We start from the raw sequence: 20498 nt of genomic DNA on the forward strand, positions 1-20498 counted from the left end.
CCGCCCATCGTCGTTCTGCGTACTACTGCCGTTCCAAAGGCCTGTGCGGCCCTCGGCGCCGGGGCAGGACTACTTGCCCTTGGCGGCTTCCTTGAGCTTGGAGCCCGCGGAGACCTTCACGCTGTAGCCGGCCGGGATCTGGATGGGGTCGCCGGTCTGCGGGTTGCGCGCGGTGCGAGCGGCACGGTGGGTGCGCTCGAAGGTCAGGAAGCCGGGGATGGTGACCTTCTCGTCGCCCTTGGCGACAATCTCGCCGACGGTCTCGGCGAGCGCGGCCAGAACGGCGTCGGCGTCCTTGCGGGTCACCTCGGCGCGCTCGGACAGAGCGGCCACCAGCTCACTGCGGTTCATGTTGTACTCCCGTGTTCAACTTGCCTTAGAGGCGTGAGATCGAAGCCGATGCTGCCAGGGCCCTAGGACAGTCCCCGGACCCGGGTCTGAACGTCAGACCCTCTCGCCCGGTTACGCATCCTGCCCCCACCAGCGGCGGGAAAGCCAATCCGGCACCCGTCGGGGTCACACGAAAAGCGCCACAGTCACGCCGCGGTGACGCTCCGTCCACGCCCTCGCTCACACGCCGCTGCGGACCGCGGACCTCGCGGGCATCCCCGCAACCCTAGAGGCGGCCCGTCGGGCCCGCATCTCGCGACGCGCCGGGATCGGAGCGCCGTGAGGGCCGTCACAGCAGGGCTCAGGCCCCCGAGGCCGCCTTGCGGACGGCGCCCGCGACCGCACCCGCGACCTTGTCGTTGAACACCGACGGGATGATGTAGTTCGCGTTCAGCTCGTCCTCGCCCACGACGTCCGCCAGCGCGCTCGCGGCGGCCAGCATCATCTCCGTGTTCACGGTGCGGGACTGAGCGTCCAGCAGGCCGCGGAAGACGCCCGGGAAGACCAGCACGTTGTTGATCTGGTTCGGGAAGTCGGAGCGGCCGGTGGCCACGACGGCGGCGGTCTGACGGGCGACGGCCGGGTCCACCTCGGGGTCCGGGTTCGCGAGCGCGAACACGATCGCGCCTTCGGCCATGGCGGCGACGTCCTCGCCGGACAGCACGTTCGGGGCCGAGACGCCGATGAACACGTCGGCGCCGACCACGGCCTCCTTCAGCGTGCCCGTGTAGCCCTCGGGGTTGGTGTTGTCGGCGATCCAGCGCAGCGGGGAGTCCGCGGCCGCGTCGACGAGGTCGGGGCGGTCCGCGTGCACGACGCCGTGGATGTCGGCGCTCACCGCGTTCTTGACGCCCGCCGCGAGGAGCAGCTTGAGGATGGCGGTACCGGCCGCGCCGGCGCCCGACATGACGACCTTGACGTCCCCAACTGCCTTGCCCACCACGCGCAGTGCGTTGGTGAGCGCCGCGAGCACGACGATCGCCGTGCCGTGCTGGTCGTCGTGGAAGACGGGGATGTCGAGGGCCTCTCGCAGCCGGGCCTCGATCTCGAAGCAGCGCGGCGCGGAGATGTCCTCCAGGTTGATGCCCGCGAAGCCCGGGGCGATCGCCTTGACGATCGCGACGATCTCGTCGGCGTCCTGGGTGTCGAGGCAGATCGGCCAGGCGTCGATGCCGGCGAAGCGCTTGAAGAGGGCCGCCTTGCCCTCCATGACGGGCAGCGCGGCCATCGGGCCGATGTTGCCGAGACCCAGCACGGCGGAGCCGTCGGTCACGACTGCGACGGAGTTGCGCTTGATGGTGAGGCGGCGCGCGTCCTCGGGGTTCTCGGCGATCGCCATGCACACGCGGGCCACGCCCGGGGTGTAGATCATCGAGAGGTCGTCACGGTTGCGGATGGGGTGCTTGGACGACATCTCGATCTTGCCGCCGAGGTGCATCAGGAAGGTGCGGTCGGAGACCTTGCCGAGGCTGACGCCCTCGATGCCGCGCAGCTTCTCGACGATCTCGTCCGCGTGCGCGGTGGAGGTCGCGGCGATGGTGACGTCGATCCGGAGCTTCTCGTGGCCGGATGCGGTCACGTCGAGGCCGGTGACCGATCCGCCGGAGGACTCCACGGCGGTGGTGAGCTGGGAGACCGCGGTTCCGCTCGCGGGCACTTCCAGACGGACCGTCATCGAATACGAGACGCTGGGCGCCGTTGCCATGGCCGTGTTCCTCTTCTGTCCCTGGTTCGCTGTAACACACAGAGCCCCGCTGCACAGCAGGTGCAGCAGGACCTGTTGTCCGATCGTCCCACCTACCAGCCAGTACAAGGTAACCAGCTACAAAATTCGGAAAGACTCTTCCACCATACGAGATACCAGGAGCGTTCGGAATGGTGGGGTCATACGAAACAGGTCCGCGCCCCCCACTGGGCGGGGGACGCGGACCTGGTGATTCATACGTTGACGACACCGACCCGCCATGCTCGCCTCGCGGCAAGTGGTCGCTCTGAGCGACGAAGGTTGGGCCCGGGGGCTTGGATCGAGTCGGTGCCGTACCCAGGCTAACAAAGGATCGCCGAAAGTGATCCCCCTGCTCGCGCTCGTATCCGAGCACCACGCTCCCGGCCGCCGCCCATCCGGCCGTACGGGGCCCTGAGCGGGCCGGGACCCGGCGATGAACCGCCACCGCCGGGCCTGACCGGGAAGAGACCCCCTACGGCAGCAGCAGCTCCGGCACCCCGTCCGCGTCCGGCTTGTCCCGGTCGGCCGAGACCACCGTCAGCTGCTGCGTCGCGCGCGTCAGCGCCACGTACAGCACCCGCAGGCCCGCCGGGGACTCGTCCGCGATCTCCGCCGGGGAGACCACCACCGTGGCGTCGTACTCCAGGCCCTTGGCCTCCAGGCTGCCCAGCGCCACAGCCCGCTCGCCGAGGTCCGCGAGCCAGCCCGCGGCCTCCGCGCGCCGGTCCATCGCCACGACCACGCCGACCGTGCCGTCCACCTGCTCCAGCAGCCGCCGGGTCTCCTCCCGGACCGCGGTGCCCAGATCGCCGCCGGCGGCCGTGAAGCGCGGCTCCAGGCCCGTGGAGCGCACCGCCGACGGCGGCTCCATGCCGGGCATCGCCAGGCGCAGCACCCGGGAGGCGACCTCGGCGACCTCGGCCGGGTTGCGGTAGTTGACCGTCAGGGTGAACCGCCGACGCGGACGGGATCCCAGGGCCTCGTCGCGGGCCGCGGCCGCCTCCTCCGGGTCCGTCCAGGAGGACTGCGCCGGGTCGCCGACCACCGTCCAGGTGCCGTGCCGGCCCCGGCGGCCCACCATCCGCCACTGCATCGGCGTCAGGTCCTGGGCCTCGTCCACGATGACGTGCGCGTACTCGGTGCGCTCCGCCGCGAGCCGCTCGGCCCGCTCCCACTGGGTCTCCTCCCGGGTCGGCATCAGCTCCTCCAGCCCGCTGAGCTGGTCGAGCGGGTCCATCTCCCGCCTGCGCTTGGGCCGCGCGGGGGCGCCCACCAGCAGCTGGAGCTCGTCCAGCAGCGCCACGTCGTGCACCGACAGGGGACCCTTGCCGTCCGGGCCCACCCGGCGCAGCGAGCGGGCCAGCTGGCGGCTCTCGCGCGGGTTGAGATCCCGGCGCGACCAGCGGCCGAGGTGGCGCTCGTCGGCGAGCGCGGCGAGCACCGCGCGCGGCGTCAGCTCGGGCCACCAGGCGTTGAGGAAGCCGATGAAGGCGTCCTCGGTGGAGATGTCCTCGTCGAAGGCGGAGCGCAGTTCGGCGGCCAGCTCCGGGTCGCTGTGCCGGCCGGCGCCGCCGGACTTCGCGTAGAGGGCGTCGAGCAGCAGCTTGCGGGCGCGCGGGCGCAGCAGATTGACCGGGGCGGTGCCGCTGAGCACGTTCTGCCGGATCCGGTTCAGCTCGTCGGCCTCCAGCTCCTGGCGGCGGCCGAAGGCCACCACGCGCAGCCGGTCGGGGGCGCCGCCGAGCTCCAGTGCGCCGCGTACGGCCTTGCGGAGCACCTTGAGCATCCGGGAGGAGCCCTTGATGCGGGCCACGGCCGGGGAGTCGTAGGTGGTGGCCTCCGCGCCGTCGACGAGCGAGCCGAGGGCCCGGATGGCCACCTGGCCCTCCTCGCCGAGCGAGGGCAGCACGCCCTCGGTGTACGCGACGAGCAGCGGGGTCGGCGAGACGATCAGGATGCCGCCGGAGTAGCGGCGCCGGTCCTGGTAGAGCAGGTAGGCGGCGCGGTGCAGGGCGACGGCGGTCTTGCCGGTGCCGGGGCCGCCCGCGACCTCGGCGACGGAGGCGGCGGGGGCCCGGATGACCAGGTCCTGCTCGGCCTGGATGGACGAGACGATGTCGCGCATCGAGTGCGTACGGGCCCGCCCGAGGGCGGCCATCAGGGCGCCGTCGCCGATGGCGGGGAGCTCCCGGCCGTCCAGGAAGGCGGTGACCTCCGGACGCATCAGGTCGTCCTCGACACCCAGCACCTTGCGGCCCTTGGAGCGGATGACGCGGCGGCGCACGACCCGGCCGGGCTCCTTGGGCGTGGAGCGGTAGAACGGCGCGGCGGCCGGCGCGCGCCAGTCGATGACGAGCGGCGCGTAGTCGGAGTCCAGGACCCCGATGCGGCCGATGTGCAGCGTCTCGGCGATGTCGGCGGTGAGGTCCTCGCGGATCGCGTCGTCGGCGGGCTCGACGGAGGTGTACGCGCCGTCGGCGCCGCGCTCCCCGTCCTTGCCGAGCACCAGGTCGACGCGGCCGAAGAGGAAGTCCTCGAACTCGTTGTTCAGCCGGTTCAGGTGGATACCCGCCCGGAAGACCTGCGCGTCGCGCTCGGCGAGCGCGCCGGGCGTACCCACCTGGCCGCGCTTGGCGGCGTCGTTCATGAGGAACTCGGCCTCGTGGATCTTCTCCTCAAGGCGTCGGTACACCCGGTCGAGATGCGTCTGCTCGACCGCGATCTCCCGATCGCGGACGGAATCCGCCGTGCTGTCGACAGCGGCATTCTGCGCGGCCACCAAGGCCCCCTTCTGACGTGCATGGGCGACCGTCAAAGGTACGCGAATCGGCCCCCTGTCCGCACGCCCGTTCCGGAACCGGTCTCGCAGGGTGGTACGCCCCTCACCGGGACCCCTGCCCCGCCCCGGCCGCGAGGACCCGGCGGCGGTGCCGGGCCACGCGCTCCCGGTTCCCGCAGCGCTCGCTGGAGCACCAGCGGCGGCGGTGGCCCCGGGAGGTGTCCAGGTAGACGCGGGTGCAGCCGTCGCCCGCGCAGGCCCGCAGCAGCGCCCGGTCGCCGGGGTCGGTCAGCAGCTCGACGGCGTCCCGGGCGACGGCCGCGAGCAGCGCACCGCACTCCACGCCGCCGCACAACTCCCGTACGAGGTGGCCTTCCTGGTCCCGTACGGCGCACAGCCCCGGGGGTGGTCCGGCGGCCAGCGCGTTGACCCGGGCGAGGGCGTGCTCGTCCGGGTAGGTGCCGAGCAGCTCCGCCCGTACGAGGGTTTCCACGTCGGCGCGCAGGGACCGGAAGGCCGCGGCCCAGTCGGGCCCCACCCGGACGAGCGGCGTCCGGTCGGGTACCAGGCCGGCGCCGGCGAGCCACAGCCGCAGCTCGTCACCGTCCGGGATCCCCTCGTGGGGGGCGAAGGTGGCCACCAGGTCCAGACAGACCCGCCCGGAATCGAACCGCATGCCGTCAGCCTCCCGTCGTGGGGGTGCCGTACCAGATTGCCCGTCCGCCGCCAGCTGGGGAAGCCCCCGAACCGGTGGGTCCGCCCTCCCGCTTGCGCGGAGCATCGCCTGCGCTGCGCGCACCCACCGGCTGCCGCCGGCCAAACCTGCCGCGTTGGTCCGATCCTGCCGGAATCAGCCTCGCCGGCGTTCGAGGCGCGGGGTCCGGGGCGGAGCCCCGGGAAACCCGGCTCCGCCGGGAGGCGCCCCCTGCTCAATCGCCGGAGGGGCTGAGGTTGCGCCGGCAGGGCCGGAAGGGACCCGGCGAAGCCGGATGGCCGGGCCACAGAAGGCGCACTGCGCTAAGGGGCCGGCGGGTTGTCGTGGAGGAGGCGCTGGAAGAGACGGTGGTCGCGCCAGGCGCCGTCGATGTGGAGGTAGCGCGGCGCGAGGCCGAACGGCTCGAAGCCCGCCTTCGCCAGCACCCGCTGCGAGGCCAGGTTGTCGACCAGCGTGCCCGCCTCCACCCGGTGCAGGCCCAGCTCGTCGCGCGCGACCCGGCAGACCTCCTCCACGGCTGCGGTGGCCAGCCCCTTGCCGTGCCAGGCCCGGTCGACCCAGTACCCCACACCGCCGCTGCACAGCGGTCCGTACGCGATCGAGCCGAGGTTGATCGCGCCGACGGGCGCACCGGTGGCCGTCTCGACGAACACGTACGGGACGATCCGCCCCGCGTCCCGCTCCGCGAGCACGCCCTCGATCCGCTCCCGCTGGCCGTCCTCCGTGTAGAAGGCGTCCGGCCGGACCGGCTCGAAGCGCGCCATGAAGGCCCGGTTGCGCGCGAACGCCCCGGCCAGCCCCGCCGCGTCGCCGAGCGCGACGCCCCTCATCTCCACCCCGTCAACGATCATCCCGGAACGCTAGCCGAGGACACCCCTGGCCGTCACCGCGTCCACGGGGAGCTCCCCGTACTTGGCCTCCCCGCCCGCGTCCAGCGACAGCCGGTACCCCCGCTTGACCACCGTCTGGATCAGGTTCGGGGCCCCGAGGGCCACCCGGAGGCGGGCCATCGCCGTCTCCACGGCGTGCTCGTCCCGCCCCGCGCCCGGCAGCGCCCGCAGCAGTTCCGCGCGGGGCACCACCCAGCCCGGCCGCCGGGCCAGCGCCCGCAGCAGGGCCATCCCGGCGGGCGGTACGGGCCGCAGCTGCGCGTCCACCAGGACCGCATGCCCCCGGATCTCCACCCGGTGCCCGGCCACCGGCAGCACCCGGGCCCGGCCGGGCAGCTCCTTGCAGAGCAACTGCACCAGCGGGCCCAGCCGGAACCGCTCCGGCTGCACCGTGTCCACCCCGTGCGCCTGCAGCGGCAGCGCGGTCACCGGCCCGACGCACGCGGACAGCAGCCTGCCGCGCAGCGCGTCCAGCACGGCCTCCCGCAGCCCCCGCTCCTCGGCCCGGGACAGCAGCGAGGCCGCCGCCGGCGCCGAGGTGAAACTGACGGCGTCCACCCCGCCGCCGATCATCGCGTCCAGCAGCCGGTCCAGCGGCGCGAGGTCCTCCGGCGCCATCCACCGGTACACCGGGACCACCACCACCTCGGCCCCGCCGGCCCGCAGCGCCTCGACGAAGCCGGGCAGCGGCTCCCCGTGCAGCTGGAGCGCGATCCGCCGGCCGTCCACCCCGTCCGCCAGCAGCCGTTCCAGTACCTCGGCGAGCGATTCCGAGTCCGGGGACCAGGTCTCCACGAGCCCGGCGGCCCGGATGGCGCCCTTCACCTTCGGCCCGCGCGCCAGCAGTTCGGCGGCCCGCAGCCGCTCCAGCAGTTCCTCGCCGACGCCCCACCCGTCGGCCGCCTCGATCCACCCCCGGAAGCCGATGGCGGTGGTGGCCACGACCACATCCGGCGCGCGGCCGATCAGTTCCTTCGTCGCGGCCAGCAGCTCGCTGTCGTCGGCGAGCGGCACGATCCGCAGTGCCGGCGCGTGCAGCACCTGCGCCCCGCGACGGCGCAGCAGCGCGATGAGCTCGTCCGCACGCCGGGCGGCCGTGACCCCGACGGTGAAGCCCGCGAGCGGGCCGGTGTTCGTGTCGTCCATCGTGACCTGCCTAGTGACGCATGTGGGGGCGGTACGGGTGGACCGAGTCTGCCCACACGTCGTGTCGGACTCGGTTCACCCGTATTTCGCCCCGGTTACACCGACGTGAGCTGCGGTTTCGTCTCGACGCCGACCGTGTGGATCACCGGGGCCACCGGGCGGCGAAGGTATACCGCCCAGGTGACCGCGCAGCACAGGGCGTAGAAGCCGAGGAAGGTGACGAAGGCCGCCGTTCCGGAGCCGGAGGTGCGGAACGCCTCCCGGAAGACCAGGTTGATGCCGAGTCCGCCGAGCGCGCCGACCGCCCCGATGAGTCCCATCGAGGCGCCGGAGAGCCGCCGCCCGTACGCGGCCGCGCTCTCGCCGCTCATGCCGCGCGCCAGTGCCTTCGCCTGGAAGATGCCCGGGATCATCTTGTACGTCGATCCGTTGCCGAGCCCGCTCAGGACGAACAGGGCCACGAAGCCGACGAGGAAGACCGGCAGGGAGGACCGCTGCGAGGCGAACACCACCACTCCGGTGGCCGCCGCCATCGCCACGAACGTCCCCAGGGTGATCCGCGCCCCGCCGAACCGGTCCGCGAGCGCCCCGCCCACCGGCCGGATCAGCGATCCGAGCAGCGGTCCCATGAAGGTCAGCGAGGCGGCCTGGAGCGGGGTGCGGCCGAACTGGGTCTGCAGCACCAGGCCGAAGGCGAAGCTGTAGCCGATGAAGGACCCGAACGTGCCGATGTAGAGGAACGCCATGATCCAGGTGTGCGCGTCCTTCAGTGCCTCGCGGACCGCGCCGGTGTCGTTGCGCACGGGCGCCAGGTTGTCCATGCGTACGGCCGCCAGGACCGCCGCGACCACGATCAGCGGAATGTAGGCGGCCAGCAGGTACCGCGGGTGCGCGGCCCCCGCGGTGGCGATGACCAGCAGCCCGGCCAGCTGCACCACGGGCACGCCGATGTTGCCGCCGCCGGCGTTCAGGCCGAGCGCCCAGCCCTTCTTGCGCAGCGGGAAGAAGGCGTTGATGTTGGTCATGGAGGAGGCGAAGTTGCCGCCGCCGACGCCGGTGAGGGCCGCGACGACCAGGAAGGTCCCGTAGGAGGTCCCGGGCTCCATCACCACGATCGCGGCGACCGTCGGCGCGAGCAGCATCAGCGCGCTGACGACGGTCCAGTTCCGGCCGCCGAAGCGGGCCACGGCGAAGGTGTACGGCACCCGTACGAGCGCGCCCACACAGGTCGCGGTCGCGATCAGGAAGAACTTCCCGGCCGGGTCGATCCCGTACGCCGGTCCCATGAAGAGGACCATCACGGACCAGAGCGACCAGATGGAGAACCCGATGTGCTCGGAGAGCACGGAGTAGATGAGGTTGCGGCGGGCGGTCCGCTCCCCGGTCTCCTTCCAGAAGGTCTCGTCCTCGGGATCCCACTGCTCGATCCAGCGGCCCCCCTTGCGCGGTGCGGTCGTACCGGTCATCACACGCCTCCACAGCTCTCGCGTCCGTGGCACGACCGTAGGAACGGCGCGTTTCGGCCCCGGTCACCGCCTGATGACCGCCGGGAAACCTTGCTCTCACCCGGCGCCGGGGGCACCTGTGAGCGCGGCCGGGCGCCAGCTCGCCGGGGGCACTTCCAGCCAGCCGCGTTCGTCGCCGAGCCCGGCCACGGCCCGGTGCAGCGCTTCGAGTCCGGGATGGCTGAAACCCTTGCGCCACACCATGGACAGCGGGGACAGCGGTACGGGGTCGACCAGCGGCCGCTTCACGGACCCGGGCATGTCGACGAAGTCGACGGTCACCAGCACCGGATTGCCGGTCTTGGCCATGACCCGGCGGAACTCGTCCTTGCCGATGGCCACCGGCGCGGGCGGCGCCATCAGGATCCCCCGCCCGGCGAACAGCTCGCGCGCGAGTCCCGTCCACTCCGGCGTGCGCGGGTTCCCGGCGCCCGCGTACACGGTCTCCCCGGCCAGCGCGTCCAGCGGTACGGCCGCCCGCCCGGCCAGCGGGTGTCCCTCGGGCAGCAGCACGGCGAGCGGCTCGTAGCGCACGGGCCGGTGCGCGATACGCGAGCGCCACACCGGGTCCAGCCCGTCGGCGTACCCGAAGGAGACGTCGAGACGGCCGGCGGCGATCTCGGCGGCGGCATGGGTCAGACCGCTTTCCCAGCGGGCCATCAGCTCACAGTCCGGGGCCAGCTCCCGGGCCCGCTCCAGCACGGTGCGCGCGGTGCTCGGCCCGTCGGTGTTCAGGTCGACGAGCAGCGCCCGGGGTGCGGCGAAGGCGGCGGCGACCGCCTCGTGCGCGGCCAGCACCCGCCGGGCCAGCGGCAGCAGCCGCTCCCCGTCGGGGGTCGGCTCGACGGCGCGGGTCGTACGGACGAACAGCGTGGTGCCGAGGGCCTCTTCGAGCCGCCGTACGTCCCGGCTCAGCGCCTGCTGGGCGACGTACAGCCGGGCGGCGGCACGGGTGAAGTGCAACTCCTCGGCCACGGCGACGAACCCGCGCAGCAGCCGGGGATCCACATCACGGGGCATCATCCCCGGAGACTAACAACAGATCGGCGTGAATGGCCGCCGGACAGGTGTTGGACGGTTCACCCCGTCCCGGCCGAGGGTGGTGGTCATGCCCCTCATGGCCGTCACCGGCAGCACCCTCGTCCTCGCCGCCCCGCCCGCCCTGCCCGCCCCCGCCCGCACTCCCCCGCGCCCGCAGGGCCCCTACCGGCGCCTGTTCGCGCTGCCCGGCACCCGCGGCTTCACCGCCGGGAACCTCCTCGCCCGCCTCCCGATGGGCATGTTCGGGATCAGCGCGGTCATGATGATCGCCGGCCAGCGCGGCTCGTACGCCCTCGCCGGCGCGGTCACGGCGACCGGCCTGGCCGCCACCGCGCTGGTCGCGCCGTGGACCGCCCGGCTGATCGACCGGCACGGCCAGGCCCGGATCGCCGTCCCGGCCACCCTGATCGCGGTCCTCGGCTCCCTGTCCCTGATCGCGTGCGTCCGTACCGGCGCCCCCGACTGGACCCTCTTCGCCTCGTACGCCGCGACCGCCACCACCCCCAACATCGGCGGCATGTCCCGCGCCCGCTGGACGCACCTGCTGCGGGACTCCCCGGGCGCGCACCACACCGCGATGTCGTTCGAACAGGCCGCCGACGAGCTCTGCTTCATGCTCGGCCCGGTCCTCGCGGCCTTCCTGTGCTCGGTCGTCCTCCCCGAGGCCGGCACCTTCACCGCGGCCGTCCTGCTGCTGGCCGGCATGCTGGTCTTCACCTCCTGCCGCGCCACCCAGCCCCCGGTGACGGCGGGTCCGCGCCACGGCTCACCACTGCGCGCCCTCGGCCCGCTGCTGCCGCTCTTCCTCGCCACGGGTGTGGTCTTCGGCTCGATGGAGATCGCCTCGATCGCCCGCCTCGACGCCCTGGGCCTGGGCGCCGCCTCCGGCCCGGTGCTGGCCCTCCAGGCGGCGGGCTCCTGCGCGGCCGGCCTGCTCTACGGCACGATGCGCCCGCGCGGCCTGCGCACCTGCCTGATCGCCATGGCCGCCGCGATGACCCTGCCGTGGCTCGCGGCGAGCACGGGCGCGCTCCTCCCGCTGGCCTGCGCCCTGCTGCTGGCGGGCATGGCCACGGCTCCGACGATGGTGACGGCGATGTCCCGCGTCCACGCGCTCACCCCGGAGGGCCGCCTCAACGAGGGCATGACCCTCGCGGTCACCGCCATCTTCGCGGGCATCGCCCTGGGCGCGGCCGCGGGCGGCACCCTGGTCGACCACCTGGGCCCGACGACGGCCTACGCCCTCCCGGCCGCGGCGGCGGTTCTCGCCCTCGCGGCCACGAAAGTCGTACCGGTTTCCGGTACCGCAGACGTACCATAAACTCGTACGAGTACGACCCGGAGAGAGGAGCGCACCATGTCCATAAGCGCCAGCGAAGCCAGGGCGACCCTGTTCCCGCTGATCGAGCGTGTCAACACCGACCACGCCCCGGTGCGCATCACCTCCAAGAGCGGTGACGCGGTCCTCATGTCCGCCGACGACTACGACTCCTGGCAGGAGACGGTCTACCTCCTGCGCTCCCCCGCCAACGCCCAGCGGTTGATGGAGGCCGTCGCACGTGACCGCGAGGGCGCCTCCACGGTCGTCAGGACGCTGGACGAGCTGAGGGAGCTGGCCGGGGGTGAGGAGTGAGGAACGTTCACGTCGACCCCGCCGCCTCGGAGGACTTCCTGTTCTGGCTCTCGTCCGACCGGAAGATGGCCCGCCGGATCGCTCGCCTGATCGGCGAGATCCAGCGGGACCCGTTCACCGGCATCGGCAAGCCCGAGCCGCTGAAGGGCGAGTTGACGGGCTACTGGTCCCGCCGCATCGACGACGAGCACCGCCTCGTGTACCGGGCCGACGACAAGGAAGTGAAGGTCCTCAAGGCCCGCTACCACTACTGACACATGACAAAGGCCCCGCAGCCGAGAGGCTGCGGGGCCTTTGCCCACATGGGATGAGTGGAGATGGCGGGAATCGAACCCGCGTCCAACGGTGCAGAAGCAGGGCTTCTCCGAGCGCAGTCCGCTGCGCTTTTCTCAGCCCCGGAGATCACACGGACAAGTCTCCGACGGGCTCAGTCACTGTTTGGTTTCCCTCCAACCCCCGTGACCGGGGCTAGAGGTTTAGATCCCTAATTGACGCCAGGATCCGGACCGGGACCACTTCCGGGCTGACGCTCCTCACAGAGGCTTCAGCTCACTGTTATTAGGCAGCGAGGGTGAAGCGGGAGTTATCGCTCTTGGAGTTGGCGATTATTGTTTGCGACATATGGTTAGCGAGATCATTGCCGCTTCCTCGGCTCGCTTCCCCTGCATCGACATCCGCTGTCGAAACCGATCATCCCCATGTTTTTTTAACAAGCTGCTCCACCCCGGGGGGCGGTGCTGACGCCATGGTACGCGAAGTCGACCACCACGTGCCAGGTGATTAAACCGTGCCGCGCTGCTTGCGACGGATGGCCGAGATCGCCCGGTTCGTCTCGCGGGTGTCCTGCTTCTCCCGCATGGTCTGCCGCTTGTCGTACTCCTTCTTGCCCTTCGCCAGCGCGATCTCGACCTTCGCCCGGCCGTCCTTGAAGTACAGCGAGAGGGGCACGATCGTGTGACCCGACTCGTCCGCCTTGCGCTCCAGCTTGTCGATCTCCTCGCGGTGCATGAGGAGCTTGCGCTTGCGCCGGGCGCTGTGGTTGGTCCAGGTGCCCTGGCTGTACTCCGGCACGTGCACGTTGTAGAGCCAGGCTTCCCCGCCCTCCACCGACACGAAGCCGTCCACCAGCGAGGCCCGGCCCTGGCGCATGGACTTGACCTCGGTGCCCGTGAGCACGAGACCGCACTCGTAGGTGTCGAGGATCGCGTAGTCGTGACGCGCCTTCTTGTTCTGGGCGATCAGCTTGCGCCCTTTTTCCTTAGCCATAGTGCGGTCATTTTCGCACTACGGACCCACCCCGAGGCCACCCAATACCGTGACGGCCCGCTCCTCGACCGCCTCGCCCGCCGGCACGTCCGGGGTGATGCCGGCGCCGTCCAGGCTGCGGCCCGCCGGCGTGCGGTACATGCCCACCGTCAGCTCGGCCACCGAGCCGTCCGGGAGCTCGGTCGGCATCTGCACCGAGCCCTTGCCGAAGGTCCGGCTGCCCACCGCGACCGCCCGGCCCCGGTCCTGCAGGGCGCCCGTCACCAGTTCGGCCGCGCTCATCGTGCCGCCGTCGACCAGGGCCACCAGCGGCCGGGTGGTGTCCCCGCCCTCGGCCGCGTACAGGACCCGCTGGTCGCCCCGTACGTCGTACGTGGCCACGAGCCCGCCGTCGAGGAAGGCGGAGGCGGCGATCACCGCCTCGGTGACCAGCCCGCCCGGGTTGCCGCGCAGGTCGAGCACGACCCCCTCGCCGGGCGGGGCCGCGCGGACGGCGGCCTTGACGCGGTCGCCGGAACCGCGGGTGAAGGAGACGACCTTGATGACCGTCACCCCGTCCGGGCGCTGCCGTACGGTCACCGGCTCGGTACGCAGCTGCTCGCGGCGCACGGTCTCGGTGAGGTCGGCGCCGTCCCGGCTCAGGTTCAGCACGACGGGGGTGCCGGCATCGCCGCGCAGCAGGGCGACCACGGCGGTCACGGCGAGGCCCGTCACGGCGTGCCCGTCGACGCTCAGCAGCCGGTCCCCGGCGCGCAGTCCGGCCCGGGCGGCGGGGCTGCCGGGCTGGACCTTGTCGACCTTGATCATGCCGTCGGCGGCCCGCCCGGCCCACACCCCGACGCCGGTCCAGTGGCCGTCGAGGCCCTCGGCGAAGGCGGCGTACTCGCCCTGGTCGTAGACGGTGCCCCAGCGGTCGCCGCTGCGGCTGACGACCTCCTGGGCCGCCTTCTTCCCGGACTTCCCCTCGGCGACGGCCTCGGCGACGGCGCGGGCGACCGCCTCCCGGTCGGCGGTGCCCGCCTCGCGCGGGATCTCGGCCGCGGGGGCGCCGGCCAGCGCCGCGGTGGCCGCGGCGCCCTCCTCGCGGTCCCAGCAGCCGGTGTACGCACCGGCGCCGACGGCGGTGAGGAAGGCGATCGTCAAAACGGCCCCGCGACGCAGGTCGCGGGGCCGGAGACAGACGGCGGGAATACTCGGCAAGCCCAGCATGGCGCCGAGTCTAGGACAAGCCCCGCGCCGGTACGGGTGGTTGACCGGACCGCTCGCGGGGCGCTTGTCACACCTTCAGGTACTTGCGCAGGGCGATGAAGGCGGCCATGGAGGGCATCAGGAGGCCGATGAAGAGTACGTACGGCAGCTTGGCCAGCACCGATCCCCAGCCCATGAAGTCGATGAGCTGGATCTTGTCCCGCAGGCCGACGCCGTGGTCGATCACGAAGTACTGGCCGGAGACGAGCATGGCGCAGGCGAAGAGCGCACCGATGAGGCCGGCGACGGCCGCCTCCATGATGAAGGGGACCTGGATGTAGAAGCTGGAAGCACCCACCAGCCGCATGATCCCGGTCTCACGCCGTCGGCTGAAGGCCGAGACGCGCACCGTGTTGACGATCAGCAGCAGCGCCACGATCAGCATGATCAGCATGATGGCGAGCGCCGCGATGTTCAGGTAGTTGAGGATCCGGAAGAGGTCGTCGATGGCCTGGCGCTGGTCGTCGACGGTGTGGATGCCGTCACGGCCGACGAAGGCGGAGGTGACGACCTTGTACTTCTCCGGGTCCTTCAGCTTGACCCGGAAGGACTCCTGCATCTGGTCCGGGGTGATGGAGGAGGCGAGCGCCGTGTTCCCGAACCGCTCCTGGTAGTGCTTGTACGCCTCGTCCGCCGACTCGTAGGCGACGGACTTCACCAGGGACAGCTGCTTGAGCTCGGACTCGATCTGCTTCTTCTGCTCTTCGGTCACCGCGCCCTTGGCGCAGGTGGTGACGCCCGTGGAGGCCGCCGGCGAACCGTCGGCCTTCTTCGTGGCGGCCTCGCTCGCCTCCACGGCGTCCTGCTTGTTGCAGAGGTAGATCGAGACGTTGGCCTTGTCGTACCAGAAGCCCTTCATCTTGCTCACCTGCTCGCTCATGAGCATGGAGCCACCGAACAGGGCCAGGGAGAGGCCCACCGAGATGATGACCGCGAAGGTCATGGTGAGATTGCGACGGAGACCGACGCCGATCTCCGACATGACGAACTGGGCGCGCATTGCGTCTCAGGGACCTTTCAGTGCTGGTAGCCGTAGACGCCGCGCGACTGGTCGCGCACGAGTCGGCCCTGTTCGAGTTCGATGACGCGCTTGCGCATCTGGTCGACGATCTGCTGGTCGTGGGTGGCCATGATCACGGTGGTGCCGGTCCGGTTGATCCGGTCCAGCAGCTTCATGATCCCGACCGAGGTCTGCGGGTCGAGGTTGCCGGTGGGCTCGTCCGCGATCAGCAGGGCGGGGCGGTTGACGAAGGCGCGGGCGATGGCCACGCGCTGCTGCTCACCGCCGGAGAGCTCGCCGGGCATCCGCTCCTCCTTCCCGCCCAGACCCACGAGTTCGAGGACCTGCGGGACGGCCTTGCGGATCTCGCCCCGCGGCTTGCCGATGACCTCCTGGGCGAAGGCCACGTTCTCGGCCACCGTCTTGTTGGGGAGCAGGCGGAAGTCCTGGAAGACGGTCCCCAGCTGGCGCCGCATCTGCGGAACCTTCCAGTTGGAGAGCTTGGCGAGGTCCTTGCCCAGGACGTGCACCTGGCCGTGGCTCGCCCGCTCCTCGCGCAGGATGAGCCGCAGGAAGGTGGACTTGCCGGAGCCGGAGGAGCCGACCAGGAAGACGAACTCGCCCTTCGCGATGTCGAGGGAGACTTCTCTCAGTGCGGGACGGCTCTGCTTCGGGTAGGACTTGGAGACACTGTCGAATCGGATCACGGGTGCACCACGGTCGCCGGGAGTAGGTGTGCGTGACCATACGCGAACGGGCGCGAGGTGTGGACCCGGCCTCCGGACTTGCCCGATTTATCCCGGGGTGCGGGCGCCCAGGACCGCGATTGCCCGGACGGGCCGCGCTGAATGTCGGCGAAGCTGGCACAGTGGTAGGGGGAACGCTCCGGTTCCCCACGCCGTTATAGGCAGCAGAAGACCGAGGGGACGAGAGGAGGAGCGCATGACATATGACCGGCTCGTGTGCGCGAACTGCGCCGCACCCGTCAGCCAGGGCCGCTGCCCGGTGTGCCGGGCGAACCGGGAGCGCCTCCAGCAGGAGGGCCCCTTCTCCGGCCTGAACCCCGTGACGCTCATCGTGCTCATGGTGGTCCTCGTGACAGCTCTGGTACTGGTGGCCCAGCACACCGCCTAGACCGCCCGGCCATGGCGCCCGCGGCGGCCCCGTGCCACGTACCGATCGCACGCGCGGAAGGGCCCGGACACCTGGTGTCCGGGCCCTTCCGCGCGTGCGCGTGTGTGCTGGGGCTACGCGGTCTGCTCCTGCTGCTTGCGCCAGCGGATCCCGGCCTCCAGGAAGCCGTCGATCTCGCCGTCGAGCACCGCCTGCGGGTTGCCGACCTCGAACTCCGTCCGCAGGTCCTTGACCATCTGGTACGGGTGCAGGACGTAGGACCGCATCTGGTTGCCCCAGGAGCTGCCGCCGTCCTTGAGGGCGTCCATCTTGTCCTTCTCCTCCTGGCGGCGCCGCTCCAGCAGCTTGGCCTGGAGGACGTTCATGGCGCTCGCCTTGTTCTGGATCTGCGAGCGCTCGTTCTGGCAGGAGACCACGATGCCGGTCGGCAGGTGCGTGATGCGGACCGCCGAGTCGGTGGTGTTGACGCCCTGGCCGCCGGGGCCGGAGGCGCGGTACACGTCGACGCGCAGCTCGGTCTCGTCGATCTCGACGTGGTCGCTGGTCTCCACGACCGGGAGCACCTCGACGCCCGCGAAGGAGGTCTGGCGGCGGCCCTGGTTGTCGAAGGGCGAGATGCGCACGAGGCGGTGGGTGCCCTGCTCGACGGAGAGCGTTCCGTAGGCGTACGGGGCCTTGACGACGAAGGTGGTCGACTTGATGCCGGCCTCTTCCGCGTACGAGGTCTCGTAGATCTCGGTCGAGTAGCCGTGCCGCTCCGCCCAGCGCAGGTACATGCGCTGGAGGCGCTCGGCGAAGTCGGAGGCGTCGACGCCGCCGGCCTCGGCGCGGATGTTGACCAGGGCCTCGCGCTCGGCGTACTCGCCGGAGAGCAGGGTCCGGACCTCCATCTCGTCCAGCGCCTTGCGGACGGAGATCAGCTCGGCCTCGGCCTCGGCCAGGGTGTCCGCGTCGTCCATCTCCTGGGCGAGGTCGAAGAGCACCGCGAGGTCGTCGATGCGCCCCCGCAGCGTTTCGGTCTTCCGGACCTCCGCCTGGAGGTGCGAAAGCTTGCTCGTGATCTTCTGGGCGGCCTCCGGGTCGTCCCACAGGGACGGCGCGGCGGCCTGCTCCTCGAGCACGGCGATATCTGCCCTCAGCTTGTCGAGGTCCAGGACGGCCTCGATCGACCCCATGGTCGAGGAGAGGGACTTCAGCTCTTCGGAAACATCGACGACTGCCACGGGTCCAGCGTAGCCGGTCCCCGGACAACGCCGTCCGGGCAGGCCGAATCACCCGTTCTGATGATGGATCGTACGGGCGTACCCTCTCCGTATGACCGTTCTCCTCGTCAAGCGCCGCCATGTCGACCACATGCGTGTCACGACGACGAGCTGTCCGCCGCCGGACCGAACCCAAGCCTGATCCACCACGATCCGACTTGGTCCTGTACGCGGCTCCCGCGGTCCCGGCACCATCCCTGTCGGAGACCCTCCCCCGCCCGCGGCCCCCACCACCTCTGGGGAACAGGACCCCGTGACATCCGAAACGGAGCCGTCATGCCGTCCGCGCACACTCTCCCCGTCCTGGACCTCTCCCAGGCCGACGACCCGGCCCAGCGGGCCGATTTCCTGAAGAAGCTGCACGCAGCTGCCAGGGACACCGGTTTCCTGCACCTGACCGGGCACGGCGTCACCGCCGCCGAGAGCGCCCGCATCCTTGAGCTCACGAAGGCCTTCTTCGCCCTCCCGGAAGCCGACCGGCTCACCGTCAGCAATCTGAACTCCCCGCACTTCCGTGGCTACACCCGGATCGGCCACGAGCTGACCGGCGGCGCCTCCGACTGGCGGGACCAGCTGGACGTCGGCGCGGAGCGCCCGGCGCCGGTCGTGGGGCCGGACGACCCGGCGTTCCTGTGGCTGGAGGGCCCGAACCAGTGGCCCGCCGCCCTCCCGGAGCTCCGTACGGTGGTCCTGGACTGGCAGTCCCGGCTCGCGGCGGTCGCCCACCGCCTGCTCCAGGAGCTCCTCGTCGCGATCGGCGCCCCGGCGGACTTCTTCGACGAGGCCTTCGCGGACCGCCCGCACCTGCACACCAAGCTGATCCGCTACCCGGGATCGGCCCCCTCCGGCGCCGACCAGGGGGTCGGCGCGCACAAGGACTACGGCTTCCTGACGCTCCTGCTGCAGGACTCGGTGGGCGGCCTCCAGGTGGTCCGCGACGGCGGCTACGTGGACGTACCGCCGATGCCGGGCGCCTTCGTGGTGAACCTGGGCGAGCTGCTGGAGATCGCGACCGAGGGCTACCTGACGGCGACGGACCACCGGGTGGTCAGCCCGCCCGGCGCGGTGGAGCGGTACTCGGTGCCGTTCTTCTACAACCCGCGGCTGGACGCGGTGATCGAGACCGTCCCGGGCGACTACCTGCGTTCCGCGCCCGGTGTCGCGCACGACGAGTCGAACCCGCTGCACGCCGAGTACGGCCGCAACGAGCTGAAGGGCTGGGTCCGCGCCCACCCGGCGGTGGCGCGGCGCTGGCACCCGGAACTGGCCTCGGTCTAGCCCCCTGGGCTCCGCCCGGACCCGCGCCTCAAACGCCGTCGAGGCTGAAAACCAGCCTCGACGGCGTTTGAGGCGCGGGGGTTCGGGGGCGGAGCCCCCGACCGCGGCGCCGCACGGCGTTACGGGACCCGCGGGACCGACTGCTTGCTGTCCTGCGGCGGGGCCTCGTCGCCCGAGACGGCCAGCCACGTGCCCAGACCGATCGCCGCGGCCAGGCCCAGGGCCGATGCCGAGAGGACCAGGCGGCGCTTGCGGGCCGCCTCCGCGCGGTGGCGGGCCGAGCCGGGGCGGTGGCCGCCCGCCGGGCGCGGGACGCGGGCGGTGCCCAGCGCCCCGCCCGCCAGCTCGTCCGGACCCGGCACGCGCATCGAGGTGTGGGTGTCCCGGTTGGAGTCGGTCGCCGAGCCCGGCACCAGCGGGACCACGCCCCGCCGCCGGACCGGGTCGGCCGCCGGTTCCTCCGAGGGCTCGGGGTCCGGATCCGCGTCGTCCGGCTCGTCCACGTCCAGCGGCGGCATCCCGGCCAGCAGCGGCAGCAGGTCCCGCAGCCGGACCGACAGCTCCGAGGCCCGCAGCCGCGAGGCCGGGGCCTTGGCCAGGCACTGCACGATGAGCTGCCACAGCTCGTCGGGGATCCCCGGCAGCGGGACCACCGTCTCCGTCACGTGCCGCCGCAGGACCGCGCCCGGGTGGCCCCCGCCGAAGGGGGTGAAGCCGGCCAGCAGCTCGTACAGGACCGTGGCCAGGGCGTATATGTCCACCGCGGCCCGCGGGGGCAGGCCCTCGACGATCTCCGGCGCCAGATAGTCCGGGGTGCCGATGATCCGGGTCGTCGGGGCCGAGGCGCGGCCCGTGGAGGCCCGCCGCGGGGAGTCGATCAGCTTGGCCACGCCGAAGTCGGTCAGCAGCGCCGGGTGCGAACCGCCGGGGCCGAGCCGGCCCTGCATGTCCAGCAGGACGTTCTCCGGCTTGACGTCCCGGTGGACGACCCCGGCCGCGTGCGCCGCGGCCAGCGCGTCGGCGACGTCCGCGACGATCGCCACGGCCGCCTCGGGGGCGAGCCGCCGTTCGCGGTCGAGGCGCGTGCGCAGGTCCGTACCGCGGACGAGGTCCATGACGAGGGCGAGGTCGTTCCCGTCCACGACGAGGTCGCGGACGGACACGATGTGCGGATGCTCCAGGCCGAGCAGCGCGCTGCGCTCCTGGACGAAGCGTCCGACGAGTTCCTGGTCGGACGCGAGGTCCTCGCGCAGCAGTTTGACGGCGACGGGCCCGTCAGGCCCCTCGCCCAGCCACACCGTGCCCGCGCTGCCGCGCCCCAGGATCTGGTGCGCGGTGTACCGGCTGCCGATCTTCCGTGCCACGACTGCTCCCTCAGCGGCTGGCGTACGCACCAAAGCTACGCGGCCGGGTGGGCATTGGAGGCCAGCAGGGGTCCGGATTCGCGGCGACCTTCACTTCTGCGAGCGAAATCATGTCCCAGAA

19 protein-coding genes and 1 other RNA gene are annotated in these 20498 nt (G+C 71.8%); 5 read left to right on the top strand and 15 right to left on the bottom strand.

Annotation, left to right across the window (positions count from 1 at the left end; genetic code table 11):
- Positions 1 to 69 precede the first annotated feature (69 nt).
- The 8 genes from ACFY04_RS05020 to ACFY04_RS05055 form a co-directional block, all read right to left on the bottom strand.
- Entirely contained in the window at positions 70 to 351 is a 282-nt protein-coding gene (locus ACFY04_RS05020) for an HU family DNA-binding protein (protein WP_007264399.1), read from the bottom strand.
- A 340-nt stretch (positions 352 to 691) separates the two neighbouring features.
- Positions 692 to 2095: an NAD-dependent malic enzyme gene (locus ACFY04_RS05025; RefSeq protein ID WP_189973390.1), complete on the bottom strand. Its 1404-nt coding sequence runs from the start codon at positions 2093 to 2095 to the stop codon at positions 692 to 694.
- 493 nt (positions 2096 to 2588) lie between these two features.
- Positions 2589 to 4895, bottom strand: a complete 2307-nt coding sequence (locus ACFY04_RS05030) for a HelD family protein (RefSeq protein WP_389114235.1) — start codon at positions 4893 to 4895, stop codon at positions 2589 to 2591.
- A gap of 103 nt (positions 4896 to 4998) precedes the next feature.
- Positions 4999 to 5571 (bottom strand): CGNR zinc finger domain-containing protein, encoded by a 573-nt coding sequence (locus tag ACFY04_RS05035; RefSeq protein WP_389114236.1) that lies wholly within the window; start codon positions 5569 to 5571, stop codon positions 4999 to 5001.
- Between the two features lie 341 nt (positions 5572 to 5912).
- On the bottom strand, positions 5913 to 6461 hold the full coding sequence (locus ACFY04_RS05040) for a GNAT family N-acetyltransferase (RefSeq protein ID WP_389114237.1): 549 nt from the start codon (positions 6459 to 6461) through the stop codon (positions 5913 to 5915).
- 9 nt (positions 6462 to 6470) lie between these two features.
- A complete protein-coding gene (locus ACFY04_RS05045) occupies positions 6471 to 7646 on the bottom strand; it encodes a uroporphyrinogen-III synthase (RefSeq protein ID WP_389114238.1) in 1176 nt (391 codons plus the stop codon).
- Between the two features lie 95 nt (positions 7647 to 7741).
- Positions 7742 to 9112, bottom strand: coding sequence for a nitrate/nitrite transporter (locus ACFY04_RS05050; RefSeq protein WP_389114239.1), 1371 nt, complete (start codon positions 9110 to 9112; stop codon positions 7742 to 7744).
- 96 nt (positions 9113 to 9208) lie between these two features.
- Positions 9209 to 10174 (bottom strand): LysR family transcriptional regulator, encoded by a 966-nt coding sequence (locus tag ACFY04_RS05055; protein WP_389114240.1) that lies wholly within the window; start codon positions 10172 to 10174, stop codon positions 9209 to 9211.
- A gap of 94 nt (positions 10175 to 10268) precedes the next feature.
- Between ACFY04_RS05055 and ACFY04_RS05060 the strand changes: the two genes are divergently transcribed.
- Genes ACFY04_RS05060 through ACFY04_RS05070 form a run of 3 tightly spaced genes read left to right on the top strand, consistent with a single transcriptional unit; the run spans position 10269 to position 12079 of the window.
- Positions 10269 to 11513 (top strand): MFS transporter, encoded by a 1245-nt coding sequence (locus ACFY04_RS05060; RefSeq protein WP_389114291.1) that lies wholly within the window; start codon positions 10269 to 10271, stop codon positions 11511 to 11513.
- Positions 11514 to 11549: 36 nt separating this feature from the next.
- Positions 11550 to 11825, top strand: coding sequence for a type II toxin-antitoxin system Phd/YefM family antitoxin (locus ACFY04_RS05065; RefSeq protein WP_030010371.1), 276 nt, complete (start codon positions 11550 to 11552; stop codon positions 11823 to 11825).
- Positions 11822 to 12079, top strand: a complete 258-nt coding sequence (locus ACFY04_RS05070) for a Txe/YoeB family addiction module toxin (RefSeq protein WP_389114241.1) — start codon at positions 11822 to 11824, stop codon at positions 12077 to 12079. The genes ACFY04_RS05065 and ACFY04_RS05070 overlap by 4 nt, the downstream gene beginning before the upstream one ends.
- 55 nt (positions 12080 to 12134) lie before the next feature.
- Here ACFY04_RS05070 and ssrA read toward each other — a convergent pair.
- The 5 genes from ssrA to ftsE form a co-directional block, all read right to left on the bottom strand.
- Positions 12135 to 12523, bottom strand: a transfer-messenger RNA (tmRNA) gene (gene ssrA / locus ACFY04_RS05075).
- Between the two features lie 82 nt (positions 12524 to 12605).
- Entirely contained in the window at positions 12606 to 13091 is a 486-nt protein-coding gene (gene smpB, locus ACFY04_RS05080) for an SsrA-binding protein SmpB (RefSeq protein ID WP_389114242.1), read from the bottom strand.
- Between the two features lie 18 nt (positions 13092 to 13109).
- The gene (locus tag ACFY04_RS05085) at positions 13110 to 14300 is read right to left on the bottom strand and encodes a S41 family peptidase (RefSeq protein ID WP_389114243.1); all 1191 of its coding nucleotides are present in this window, start codon (positions 14298 to 14300) and stop codon (positions 13110 to 13112) included.
- Between the two features lie 67 nt (positions 14301 to 14367).
- The gene (gene ftsX / locus ACFY04_RS05090) at positions 14368 to 15339 is read right to left on the bottom strand and encodes a permease-like cell division protein FtsX (RefSeq protein ID WP_389114244.1); all 972 of its coding nucleotides are present in this window, start codon (positions 15337 to 15339) and stop codon (positions 14368 to 14370) included.
- A 17-nt stretch (positions 15340 to 15356) separates the two neighbouring features.
- On the bottom strand, positions 15357 to 16046 hold the full coding sequence (gene ftsE, locus ACFY04_RS05095; protein WP_030011324.1) for a cell division ATP-binding protein FtsE: 690 nt from the start codon (positions 16044 to 16046) through the stop codon (positions 15357 to 15359).
- 235 nt (positions 16047 to 16281) lie between these two features.
- Here ftsE and ACFY04_RS05100 point away from each other — a divergent pair, with 235 nt between their 5' ends.
- A complete protein-coding gene (locus ACFY04_RS05100; RefSeq protein WP_030011325.1) occupies positions 16282 to 16473 on the top strand; it encodes a hypothetical protein in 192 nt (63 codons plus the stop codon).
- Positions 16474 to 16586: 113 nt separating this feature from the next.
- Here the strand turns inward: ACFY04_RS05100 and prfB are convergent, their stop codons facing one another.
- Positions 16587 to 17696 (bottom strand): peptide chain release factor 2, encoded by a 1110-nt coding sequence (prfB, locus tag ACFY04_RS05105; RefSeq protein ID WP_389114245.1) that lies wholly within the window; start codon positions 17694 to 17696, stop codon positions 16587 to 16589.
- Positions 17697 to 18011: 315 nt separating this feature from the next.
- Here prfB and ACFY04_RS05110 point away from each other — a divergent pair, with 315 nt between their 5' ends.
- Positions 18012 to 19013 (top strand): isopenicillin N synthase family dioxygenase, encoded by a 1002-nt coding sequence (locus tag ACFY04_RS05110; RefSeq protein ID WP_389114246.1) that lies wholly within the window; start codon positions 18012 to 18014, stop codon positions 19011 to 19013.
- Between the two features lie 119 nt (positions 19014 to 19132).
- Here ACFY04_RS05110 and ACFY04_RS05115 read toward each other — a convergent pair whose 3' ends face one another.
- Complete coding sequence (locus ACFY04_RS05115; RefSeq protein ID WP_389114247.1) at positions 19133 to 20377, bottom strand: serine/threonine-protein kinase; 1245 nt, start codon at positions 20375 to 20377, stop codon at positions 19133 to 19135.
- Between the last annotated feature and the right edge of the window lie 121 nt (positions 20378 to 20498).

This window comes from Streptomyces sp. NPDC001549 (assembly GCF_042894025.1).
Taxonomy (GTDB): domain Bacteria; phylum Actinomycetota; class Actinomycetes; order Streptomycetales; family Streptomycetaceae; genus Streptomyces; species Streptomyces kutzneri.